The organism is Cupriavidus sp. C3SS-1 (assembly GCF_057073755.1).
On the sequence record NZ_CP172699.1, the window covers coordinates 1,301,878 to 1,313,254 of the forward strand.

At 61.9% G+C, this 11,377-nt stretch carries 11 protein-coding genes and 1 tRNA gene; all 12 read left to right on the top strand.

Annotated elements, in window-relative coordinates; all coding sequences use genetic code 11:
• Window positions 1-338 precede the first annotated feature (338 nt).
• The 12 genes from thrS (at window position 339) to ACIGJC_RS06145 (ending at window position 11,244) form a co-directional block, all read left to right on the top strand.
• The gene (gene thrS, locus ACIGJC_RS06090; RefSeq protein WP_483711121.1) at window positions 339-2,246 is read left to right on the top strand and encodes a threonine--tRNA ligase; all 1,908 of its coding nucleotides are present in this window, start codon (window positions 339-341) and stop codon (window positions 2,244-2,246) included.
• A 48-nt stretch (window positions 2,247-2,294) separates the two neighbouring features.
• The gene (gene infC / locus ACIGJC_RS06095) at window positions 2,295-2,816 is read left to right on the top strand and encodes a translation initiation factor IF-3 (RefSeq protein ID WP_483711473.1); all 522 of its coding nucleotides are present in this window, start codon (window positions 2,295-2,297) and stop codon (window positions 2,814-2,816) included.
• A 167-nt stretch (window positions 2,817-2,983) separates the two neighbouring features.
• Window positions 2,984-3,181 carry a 50S ribosomal protein L35 gene (gene rpmI / locus ACIGJC_RS06100; protein WP_483711122.1) on the top strand — a complete coding sequence of 66 codons (198 nt, stop codon included), beginning with the start codon at window positions 2,984-2,986 and terminating at the stop codon, window positions 3,179-3,181.
• Window positions 3,182-3,209: 28 nt separating this feature from the next.
• A complete protein-coding gene (rplT, locus tag ACIGJC_RS06105; RefSeq protein WP_008650487.1) occupies window positions 3,210-3,566 on the top strand; it encodes a 50S ribosomal protein L20 in 357 nt (118 codons plus the stop codon).
• A 227-nt stretch (window positions 3,567-3,793) separates the two neighbouring features.
• A complete protein-coding gene (pheS, locus tag ACIGJC_RS06110) occupies window positions 3,794-4,825 on the top strand; it encodes a phenylalanine--tRNA ligase subunit alpha (protein ID WP_211950268.1) in 1,032 nt (343 codons plus the stop codon).
• Window positions 4,826-4,888: 63 nt separating this feature from the next.
• The gene (gene pheT, locus ACIGJC_RS06115; RefSeq protein WP_483711123.1) at window positions 4,889-7,336 is read left to right on the top strand and encodes a phenylalanine--tRNA ligase subunit beta; all 2,448 of its coding nucleotides are present in this window, start codon (window positions 4,889-4,891) and stop codon (window positions 7,334-7,336) included.
• 88 nt (window positions 7,337-7,424) lie between these two features.
• Window positions 7,425-7,844 (top strand): integration host factor subunit alpha, encoded by a 420-nt coding sequence (locus tag ACIGJC_RS06120; protein ID WP_483711124.1) that lies wholly within the window; start codon window positions 7,425-7,427, stop codon window positions 7,842-7,844.
• 123 nt (window positions 7,845-7,967) lie between these two features.
• Window positions 7,968-8,399, top strand: coding sequence for a MerR family transcriptional regulator (locus ACIGJC_RS06125; protein ID WP_483711125.1), 432 nt, complete (start codon window positions 7,968-7,970; stop codon window positions 8,397-8,399).
• Between the two features lie 55 nt (window positions 8,400-8,454).
• Window positions 8,455-8,531 (top strand) — tRNA-Pro (locus ACIGJC_RS06130).
• 325 nt (window positions 8,532-8,856) lie between these two features.
• A complete protein-coding gene (locus tag ACIGJC_RS06135) occupies window positions 8,857-9,702 on the top strand; it encodes a helix-turn-helix transcriptional regulator (protein WP_483711126.1) in 846 nt (281 codons plus the stop codon).
• Between the two features lie 88 nt (window positions 9,703-9,790).
• Complete coding sequence (locus ACIGJC_RS06140; protein ID WP_483711127.1) at window positions 9,791-10,432, top strand: LysE family translocator; 642 nt, start codon at window positions 9,791-9,793, stop codon at window positions 10,430-10,432.
• Window positions 10,433-10,956: 524 nt separating this feature from the next.
• Entirely contained in the window at window positions 10,957-11,244 is a 288-nt protein-coding gene (locus tag ACIGJC_RS06145; protein ID WP_483711128.1) for a hypothetical protein, read from the top strand.
• Window positions 11,245-11,377: the final 133 nt, after the last annotated feature.

Sequence of the window (11,377 nt, forward strand, 5' to 3'; positions counted from 1 at the left end):
GTACAACAACACAGTGCGGCAAGTCCGATTCAACCTCGCAAGGAACGGAAAGGCATCATGTTCATGACACCGCGAACTACTACCGCTGGCAAGCGACAGTAGTCGAGGTGCGCCTCCGTCCCGGTTGAATCCGGATTTGACAAAGAGAAACGCGGCCTTGGCCGCGTTTTTTTTCGTCTGTCGCCTGCCAGCTGCCTGATAAGCTTGCCGCCTGCTGTGGGCGGCACCAAGAACGTTGCCGGCGCGCCGCCTGTTTCGGGGTGGGTCGGTGCTACAAAAGATGCAGTTTGATCCGCCCGCGACCGTCAGGCGCCGGGGTGGAATCCTGGAGAGTCGAAATGATCGCAATCACGCTGCCGGATGGGTCCCGTCGCGAGTTTCCCGGCCCGGTAACGGTTGCCGAAGTGGCGCAGAGCATCGGTACGGGCCTGGCCAAGGCCGCGCTGGCTGGCAAGGTGGATGGCAACCTGGTCGATACGAGCTACTCGATCGATCGCGATGTGACGCTGGCCATCATCACGGACAAGGATGCCGACGGCGTCGATGTCATCCGCCACTCGACGGCCCACTTGCTGGCTTATGCGGTCAAGGAACTCTACCCGGAAGCGCAGGTGACGATCGGGCCGGTGATCGAAAACGGCTTTTACTACGACTTCGCCTACAAGCGACCCTTCACGCCGGAAGATCTCGCCGCCATCGAAAAGAAGATGACGGAGTTGTCGCGCAAGGACGAGAAGGTCACGCGCGAGGTGTGGAACCGCGACGAAGCGGTGGCGCTGTTCGAGTCGATGGGCGAAAAGTACAAGGCCGAGATCATCGCCTCGATTCCGGCGGACCAGGAGATCGGGCTGTACCGCGAAGGCAAGTTCGTCGACCTGTGCCGCGGCCCGCACGTGCCGTCGACGGGCAAGCTGAAGGTGTTCAAGCTAATGAAGGTGGCTGGCGCCTACTGGCGCGGCGATGCCAACAACGAGATGCTCCAGCGCATCTACGGCACGGCCTGGGCGAAGAAGGAAGACCAGGAAGCCTACCTGCACATGCTTGAAGAGGCCGAGAAGCGCGATCACCGCAAGCTTGGCAAATCGCTCGACCTGTTCCATCTGCAAGAAGAGGCGCCGGGCATGGTGTTCTGGCATCCGAAAGGCTGGCAGGTTTGGCAGGCAGTCGAGCAATACATGCGCGGCCGCCTGACGGAAGCGGGCTACGACGAAGTGCGTACGCCGCAAGTGATGGACCGTTCGCTCTGGGAGAAATCCGGCCACTGGCAGAACTACAAAGAGAACATGTTCGTCACGGAATCTGAGAAGCGCGACTACGCGATCAAGCCGATGAACTGCCCGGGGCATGTGCAGATCTTCAACCACGGCCTGCGTTCCTATCGCGATCTGCCCCTGCGCCTGGCCGAATTCGGCGCCTGCCATCGCAACGAGCCGTCCGGCGCGTTGCATGGCCTGATGCGTGTGCGGGGCTTTGTGCAGGATGATGCGCATATCTTCTGCACGGAAGAGCAAATCGTGGCCGAGGCAAAGGCCTTCAACGAACTGGCGTTCTCGGTGTACGACGATTTCGGCTTCAAGGATGTGGCGGTCAAGCTGTCCTTGCGCCCGGATCAGCGCGCCGGCTCGGACGAGGTCTGGGACCACGCCGAAGAAGGCCTGCGCCTGGCGCTGCGCGCCTGTGGCGTGGAGTGGGAAGAACTGCCAGGCGAAGGCGCTTTTTACGGCCCGAAGGTCGAGTACCACATCAAGGACGCCATTGGCCGTTCGTGGCAGTGCGGCACGCTGCAGCTGGACCTGGTCCTCCCGGAGCGCCTGGATGCCGAGTACGTTTCCGAGGATAACTCGCGCAAGCGTCCCGTGATGCTGCACCGGGCGATCCTGGGTTCGTTCGAGCGCTTCCTGGGCATCCTGCTCGAAAACCATGCGGGTGCGCTGCCCGCCTGGCTGGCGCCGGAGCAGGTGGTGGTCATGAATATCGCGGATTCGCAGGCCGAATATGCTGAAAACGTCGTGCAATCGCTGCTAAAACAAGGGTTTAGGGCGAAGGCCGATTTGCGTAACGAGAAAATTACGTATAAAATCCGCGAGCATTCGCTTCAAAAGATTCCCTACCTGCTGGTGGTGGGCGACAAGGAGCGAGATGGAAATCAAGTGGCCGTGCGTGCCCGTGGCAACGTGGATCTGGGTGTGATGCCCGTCTCCGCGTTTGTGGAGCGTCTGCAACAGGACGTTGCCAGCAAAGCCTGATGGGTCGGAAGCACGGCTTGTTTTTTTGTCTTCTTGAGGTAACGGAACATCGCTACGGACAAAGGTCACCGCATCAACCGTGAGATCCTCGCGCCCGAACTGCGCCTGGTAGGGGTTGATAACGAGCAGCTTGGCATCGTCAAGTTCATGGACGCGCTTCGCCTGGCTGAGGATAAGGACTTGGATTTGGTGGAGATCGCCCCGAACGCGACTCCGCCCGTCGCCCGGATCATGGATTACGGGAAGTTCAAGTACGAGGAAGCCAAGCGCGCGCACGAGGCGAAGCTGAAGCAGAAGATCATCCAGGTCAAGGAAGTGAAGTTCCGCCCTGGCACGGATGACGGCGACTACAACGTCAAGCTGCGCAACCTGAAGCGTTTCCTGGAAGACGGCGACAAGACCAAGATCACGCTGCGCTTCCGCGGCCGTGAGATGGCGCACCAGGAAATCGGCGCGCGCGTGCTCGAACGCCTGAAGGCGGACCTGGAGGAAATCGGCCAGGTCGAGCAGATGCCGAAGATGGAAGGGCGCCAGATGGTGATGGTGCTCGCCCCCAAGAAGAAGAAGTAATTTTTGCGCGATGCGGCGGCCGGGATGCCAAGGCATTCCGGCGTTGTGTCGCGTGGAAGTAGCGCGGAACCCTTTCCGGGAACCGTGCAAAAACAAGTGGATGCGGGTCTTGCAAGCGTCGGCGACAGCCGTCCACCTGCATGCATGTCATAGAGCTGGAGTTTTTCATGCCGAAGATGAAGACGAAGAAAAGCGCGTCCAAGCGCTTTACTGCCCGTCCGAACGGTTCGTTCAAGCGCGGCCAGGCCTTCAAGCGTCACATCCTGACCAAGAAGACCACCAAGAACAAGCGTCACCTGCGTGGCACCCTGGACGTCCACGAGTCGGACGTCAAGTCGGTGCGCGCAATGATGCCGTACGCATAACCTCTAACGACAGCGAAAGGAGTATTCAATGCCTCGAGTTAAGCGTGGGGTTACTGCACGGGCCCGCCACAAGAAAGTCATCGACGCTGCCAAGGGTTACCGCGGCCGTCGCAATAATGTCTACCGTATCGCCAAGCAGGCGGTCATGCGTGCTGGCCAGTACGCGTACCGCGATCGCCGCAACAAGAAGCGCGTGTTCCGCGCGCTCTGGATTGCGCGTATCAATGCCGCGACGCGTGAGCATGGCATGACCTACAGCGTGTTCATGAACGGTCTGAAGAAGGCCTCGATTGAACTGGACCGCAAGGTGCTGTCGGACATGGCTATTCATGACAAGCCTGCCTTTGCTGCCATCGTCAACCAGGTGAAAGCCACCGTTGCCTGATGCCGGCTGCGGCAACCCGTAAGGGTTGCCGGGCAAGCACCGACCGCAAGGTCTGCTGAAACGGGGCTCTCACGGGGCCCCGTTTTCATTTTCGAATGCCGCTTCGGCGATTGTCCCGATTGTGCCAACGCCCCGCACGGGCAGTGCCGAAACGCCATTCGAAACGATCTCCAACCTGCGCCGCGACAGACGTCGTGTCACGGCGCCAAGCTATTTCCACGACCGCCATGTCCCAGGATCTGGATCAAATCGTCGCCGACGCCCAGGCCGCTTTCGCCGCCGCCAACGACAACGCCACGCTCGAAAACGAGAAAGCCAGGTTCCTCGGCAAGACCGGCGCGCTGACCGAACTGCTCAAGGGCCTGGGCAAGCTCGACCCGGAAACGCGCAAGAGCGAAGGCGCGCGTATCAACCAGGTGAAGCAGCAAGTCGAAGCCGCACTGACGGCGCGCCGCCAGGCCCTGGCCGACGCGCTGATGAACGCGCGACTGTCCGCCGAAGCCATTGACGTGACGCTGCCAGGCCGTGCCGTCAGCCGTGGCAGCCTGCACCCGGTCATGCGCACGTGGGAGCGCGTGGAACAGATCTTCGGCTCGATCGGCTTCGACGTGGCCGACGGCCCGGAGATCGAAACCGACTGGATGAACTTCACCGCGCTGAACAACCCGGACAACCATCCGGCGCGTTCGATGCAGGACACGTTCTATATCGACGGCCGCGACAGCGACGACAAGCTCCTGCTGCTGCGTACGCACACCAGCCCGATGCAGGTGCGCTACGCGAAGATGCACGTGGAGAAGTACGCCGGCAAGCCGATGCCGCCGATCAAGGTGATCTGCCCCGGCCGCACCTACCGCGTCGACAGCGATGCCACGCACTCGCCGATGTTCAACCAGGTCGAAGGCCTGTGGATTGGCGAGGACGTGAGCTTCGCGGACCTGAAGGGCGTGTACACCGATTTCCTGCGCAAGTTCTTCGAGCGCGACGATATCCAGGTGCGTTTCCGCCCGTCTTATTTCCCGTTCACCGAACCGTCGGCCGAGATCGACATGGCATTCGGCAACGGCAAATGGCTGGAGATCTCCGGCTCCGGCCAGGTGCATCCGAACGTGCTGCGCAATATGGGCCTGGATCCGGAGCGCTATATCGGCTTCGCCTTTGGCTCGGGCCTGGAGCGCCTGACGATGCTGCGCTATGGCATCAACGACCTGCGCCTGTTCTTCGAAGGCGACGTGCGCTTCCTGCGCCAGTTCGCCTGACACGCAGCGCCGCCCAGCCCTTCGTCAAAGACATCACAGAATACTTACCGGATCAGAAGCGCCATGCAATTCTCGGAATCCTGGCTTCGCACCTTCGCCAACCCTGAAAAGATTTCCACCGACGCGCTGTCGCACAGCCTGACCATGGCCGGGCTCGAAGTGGAAGAGGTCGGCCCGGTCGCGCCGCCGTTCAACAAGGTGGTGGTCGCGCACGTGCTGTCGACCGAGCGCCATCCCAACGCAGACCGCCTTAACGTATGCGTGGTCGATGTCGGTGCCGGCGAGACGCTGCAGATCGTTTGCGGCGCCCCCAACGTCAAGCCCGGCATCAAGGTGCCGTGCGCGATGGTCGGCGCCGTGCTGCCGCCGGCGGAGCCCGATGGCAAGCCGTTCGAAATCAAGGTGGGCAAGCTGCGTGGCGTGGAAAGCTACGGCATGCTTTGTTCGGCGCGCGAGCTCAAGCTGTCGGAAGAACACGGCGGCCTGCTGGTGCTGCCGGAAGACGCGCCGGTCGGCCAGAACATCCGCGACTACCTCGACCTGGACGACCAGGTCTTCGTGATCAAGCTGACGCCGAACAAGGCCGATTGCCTGTCGATCCATGGCGTGGCGCGTGAAGTCGCGGCGCTGACCGGCGCGGCGTTGACGCTGCCGGAGATGAAGCCGGTCGCGGTGACCATCGACGACAAGTTGCCGGTGAAGGTGTCGGCGCCTGACCTGTGCGGCCGTTTCTCGGGCCGCGTGATCCGCGGCGTGAACGCCCACGCCGCCACGCCGGCATGGATGGTGCAACGCCTGGAGCGCTCGGGCCAGCGCAGCATCTCGGCGCTGGTGGATATCTCCAACTTCGTCATGCTGGAGTTGGGCCGCCCGTCGCACGTGTTCGACCTGGACAAGATCCACGGCGGACTCGATGTGCGCTGGGGCCGCAAGGGCGAGCAGATCAAGCTGCTGAACGGCAACACCATCGAGGTCGACGAGCAGGTCGGCGTCATCGCTGACGACAAGGAGATCGAGAGCCTGGCTGGCATCATGGGTGGCGACAGCACCGCCGTGACGCTGGACACGACCAACATCTACCTGGAAGCTGCATTCTGGTGGCCGTCGGCCATTCAGGGTCGCGCGCGCCGCTACAACTTCTCGACCGATGCGGCGCATCGCTTCGAGCGCGGCGTGGACTATGCCACGACGGTCGAGCATATCGAACGCATCACCGCGCTGATCCTCGAGATCTGCGGCGGCCAGGCCGGGCCGGTCGATGACCATGTCGTCAACCTGCCGCAGCGCAAGCCCGTGAGCCTGCGTCTCGCGCGGGCGGAGCGCGTGCTGGGCATCGAACTGTCGTCGGCTGTGGTGGCCGACGTGTTCCAGCGCCTGCAATTGCCGTTCACGCGTAAGCAGGGTGCAGAAGGCGAGGTGTTCGAGGTGACGCCGCCGAGCTACCGCTTCGACATCGAGATCGAGGAAGACCTGATCGAGGAAGTCGCGCGTATCTACGGCTTCGAGCGCATTCCTGCGCGTCCGCCCGTCGCGGAGAGCGAAATGCGTCCGACCAACGAAGGCCGCCGCTCCACGCATGTTGTTCGTCACGCGGTCGCGGCGCGCGATTACCAGGAAGTCATCAACTTCGCTTTCGTCGAAGAGAAGTGGGAGCGCGACTTCGCGGCCAACGACAATCCGATCCGACTGCTGAACCCCATCGCCAGCCAGCTTGCGGTGATGCGTTCCTCGCTGATCGGCGGGCTGCTCGACAAGGTGCGCTACAACCTGAACCGCAAGGCTGCGCGCGTGCGTCTGTTTGAAGTCGGTCGCGTGTTCCATCGCGACGCGGATGTGAAGGATGGTGGCCTGACGGTTGCCGGTTATCATCAGCCGATGGTAGCTGCCGGCATTGCCTATGGACCGGCGTTCGAAGAGCAGTGGGGCATCGCCACGCGCAATGTCGATTTCTTCGATATCAAGGGCGACGTGGAAGCATTGTTCCACCCGCGTGTGGCGCGCTTCGAGCCGGTCGCGCATCCGGCCTTGCATCCGGGCCGTGCAGCGCGCGTGCTGGTCGATGGCAAGCCGGTCGGCGTGGTCGGCGAACTGCATCCGCGTTGGCTGCAGGAGTATGAGCTGACGCAGGCTCCGGTGGTGTTCGAGCTTCAGCTCGATGCGCTGCGTGAAACCGGTCTGCCGGCCTACACCGAGATCTCGAAGTTCCCGGCCGTCGTGCGTGACCTGGCCGTGGTGGTGAAGCAGTCGGTGCGCGTGCAGGACCTGCTGGACACCATGCGTGCAGCGCTCGACAAGCAGGGCTATGGCCGCTTCTGCCAGAGCCTTGTGCTGTTCGACGAGTTCCGTCCGAAGGCTGCGTCGGCCTCGATTGGCGACGACGAGAAAAGCCTTGCGTTCCGGGTGACCTTGCAAGATACTGGGTCGACCCTGCAGGACGAGACCGTCGACAGCGCGGTGCGCTGCATGGTCGACGCACTGGGCGAAGCCTTCCAGGCTCGCCTGCGCGGCTGACCACCGGCCTGCCACCACGCATACAAGACAGGGCGCCCGGGCAATGCACCCGGGCGGATCGCCAGACAGCATTCCTTGAGCGATCGACATGACAGATCGAGACGCGAACTCCATGACCGCAGCAGCTTTGGGCGAGATGAGCGACCGGCAGGGTTCCTCCCGCGACGACGATTCCATGCCGGACATCCGTGGCACGGAAGTGCCGACACTGACCAAGGCCGAACTTGCCGAGATGCTGTTCGACCAGGTGGGCCTGAACAAGCGCGAATCGAAGGACATGGTCGAAGCTTTCTTCGACGTTATTCGTGAAGCGCTGGAGCAGGGCGACAGCGTCAAGCTGTCCGGTTTCGGTAACTTCCAGTTGCGCGACAAGCCGCAGCGACCAGGTCGCAATCCCAAGACCGGCGAGGTGATTCCCATCACCGCACGTCGCGTGGTGACGTTCCACGCCAGCCAGAAGCTCAAGAGCCAGGTAGAAGAGCGCGCCGGTTTGAGCGTTCCCGGTTAATCGGAGACACCACCCGAACGGCGGATTGCTTGCCGCAGCGGGCGTCTGTATGCTTCATGGCGCGCTGATCGGCGTGCCAACCTCAAACTAGCCGGCATGGCCTGACGCCTGTCACCACCACTCATGTCGGACAAATCCAGCGAGCGCGTAGCGCTGCCGCCCATCCCAGCCAAGCGCTACTTCACCATTGGCGAGGTCAGCGAACTGTGCGCGGTCAAACCGCACGTGCTGCGCTACTGGGAGCAGGAATTCACCCAGCTCAAGCCAGTCAAGCGCCGTGGCAACCGACGCTACTACCAGCACCACGAAGTCCTGCTGATCCGGCGCATTCGCGAGTTGCTGTACGAGCAGGGCTTCACGATCAACGGTGCGCGCAATCGTCTCGACGAGGGCCGGCACGTTCATCACCAGGCGAGTCTGGAGCAGGAGGAATTGCCTGCGCAAGCTGCGGCCGAGACCGCAGTGCCATCGGTGGATATTGCCAATTTGCGTAGTGAACTCGTCGAGGTGCAGCACCTGCTTGCGCAACTTCAGCAGATCGCGCGGCGGTCATAAATTTCAGTGGAACCGCTGGTCATCCGCGAAATGCGTCTGCTATAATCTTTTTCTTCGGGGCGTAGCGCAGCCTGGTAGCGTACCTGCATGGGGTGCAGGTGGTCGGAGGTTCAAATCCTCTCGCCCCGACCAGTAAATAAAAGGCCTGACAGGTTTTACCTGTCAGGCCTTTTGTCTCATTTGAGGGCGAGTGTCTCTTGTCGCCTTCCGCGCAATGTTTCTCATACCGCTGCCGCGCTCGCTGGCTCTCTTACAAGCGGTCTCTGCGCCGCTGTACGTACCGATTCCTGGTATGCGTGCAGATCACCGGCGCCATTGCCTTTATCTTGCCGGCCTTGGCGCTATCAAGCGCCGTTGGCACCCGGCGCAATTCTTGCCGTGAAGCTTCTGCGCAGAGTAGCATCTGCACATTGAGCATCTTCTGGAATGCGATTCAATCAACGCCGAAGCGCACTGAATGTCAGCCCATTCGCCTTTTCGTGCGGCGCTGCGCAGGGATCCAACCCAAGCGTTCTGGCGCGACCCGGCCCTGCCCTTTGTCGAGAGCCGCCGCGCCTGTCATAGCCGAGCCTGCTACAAGCCGCACCACCATCCGACCTTTTCCATCGGCGCCGTCGATGAAGGCAGTAGCGTTTTCACCGGCACCCCCGACGGTCCGGTCGCGCTGCATCCCGGCATGCTCGTATTCGTGCCTGCGGCGCGCGTGCATGCCTGCAACCCGTCTCCCGACACCGCCTGGAGCTACCAGATGCTGCATCTGGACGCGGCCTGGTTCCTGGACGTCCGGAGGGAGTATGCGCAGGCCAGTCCGTTGGATGCCGAGCCGATACGGGTTGTGACCGACGCATCGGCCTACGCGCGCTTCTGCCAGCTCAACGCGTTGCTGTTCTCCGAGGTCCGCCCGTGCGACAAGGAGGCAGCGTTGATCGAGTTCATCGGCGACTGCGACACAAGGCAGGGCGTGCGCATCGAGGCGCCTGGCGTTCCGTCGAACCTGGCCGGGCAAATCCGGCCGGCTCTGGATTGCCTTCACATCGCGCCTGCCTCCGGCATTGCTCTGGACGAACTGGCGCAGCTGGCTGGCATGAGTCGCTACCAGTTGATCCGCGCTTTCCGTGCTGTCACCGGCATGACACCGCATGCCTGGCAACTGAACCAGCGCATCAACCTCGCCAGGGAGCGGATCCGGGGTGGAGACCGCATCTCGGACGTGGCCCAGCACCTCGGCTTTGCCGATCAAGCGCATTTCCAGCGCGTGTTCAAGGCGTATGCAGGCGTCACACCGGGATGCTTCGGCGCTTAGCGTCGGAAACGGTACGACTGCAATTTCCTTCAATACAGAACGCGCGGCGCCGGGCACACTGCGAAAAAAACTCGTGTGTGTACCTTAAATGCAGCAGTTCCTGATGATCGCCGCAGCGCATTTCCTGGCGCTGCTTTCTCCCGGCCCGGATTTCTTTCTGATCGCCCGAACGTCCTTGTCCGCCGGCTGGCGCGTCGCCAGCGGCGCCTGCCTGGGCATCGCCATTGCCAATGGGTTGTTCATCGCCGCTGCCTTTGCTGGCACCGCCGCGTTGCGGCCGGACACGACATTGTTCGTCGTCGTGCAACTGGCTGGTTGCGCCTATTTACTCTATCTCGGCGTGCTATTTGTACGCTATGCCGGCTGCAATGACATCAATATGGCAGCATCCGGAGGCCGGGACAATCTGCCCACGCATCCACTCGACGCTTGGCGGCGGGCCGCCGGCATGGGTTTTCTCTCTGGTATCCTCAACCCGAAAAATGCCTTGTTCTATGCCAGCCTGGCGGCGATGCTGACAGGCCCTCACGCCAGTGCAGGATGGAAGACGCTCTACGGCACGTGGATGTTCAGTGTCGTGCTGCTATGGGACGTGGTGATTGCCGTCTTGATCGGCCACCAGGAAGTGCCGCGTCGCTTCGCACGGACTCTGCCCTGGCTCGAACGCATCTCCGGGGTCGCTTTAATCCTGCTCGCACTCGGCGTCATCACGGTTTTCTTGCTGCGTTGAAGAGCCCCTTGTGATGGTTGCCTGAATCCGTCACGCGCGCCGGCCGCTTACGTCAAGCACTCTGGTGGACACGTAGGTGCGGGCCCCATCTGGCCATTCCACGCGCACCTCGGTTGGACTCACGACGCGGGTAACGGTCAGGCGCTTGCCGCGAAATATCCAACTGGTGCCGGGCTTGTACAGGCTCGCGCGGCATGCCGTGCGGCGTTGTCTGCTATTCATGGTTGGGAGGGGCAGCCCGCCGTTCGGGCGGGTTGTGGTTTTCATCAGCTCGGTGGCGCGTTGGCCTCGCGCTCTATTCGGGGAGGGCGTCATGCAGGCGAAAGCTTACACGAACCCGCCCGGAGGGCGGCCGGTGTCGGAGTCCGCGAGTACCCGACGATTTGACCAGGTGGAGGTCAGCGTTGTGGCTTGGTAGGGGCCGCAGGGAGAGTTCCAGGAAGGGGCGTTGCCGTAACGCTTTGATACAGAAGTTCAAGGTCGGTGTCGCTATTCTGGCCCTCTCAATGCAACACAACTGCCTCATGTCCCGAATCCCAATCGCCGCTCTGTCGCTAGTTCTCTCTTGCGTACTGGCCTCGCCAGTTGCACGCGCCGACGGCGCCGACTACAAAGAAAAATTCCGTAGCGGCCCCTGCAAGGTCGAGCGCGAGCAAAAGCGAGATGGCGGGTACAAGGAGGAGCGCAAATGCAAGGGCGGTCCTCCTGGCTATGAGCAGAAGCAGAAGTACCGCGAAGGCCCCTGCATGATCGAACGCGGGTGGAAAAGCAACGGTGACTACAAAGAGAAGGTCGAATGCAAGCACTCGTGAGTGAGTGTTTGTCCGCTTGCTATGACGATCGGAATGGTTCGCTCAAGGAGCTTTCATGAGCTTGTTCGCGTCTCGCTAGGGGCACGCAAAACGGGGAGCTTGCCTCTTTTTGGTCCCGATCTGAATTCGTTTT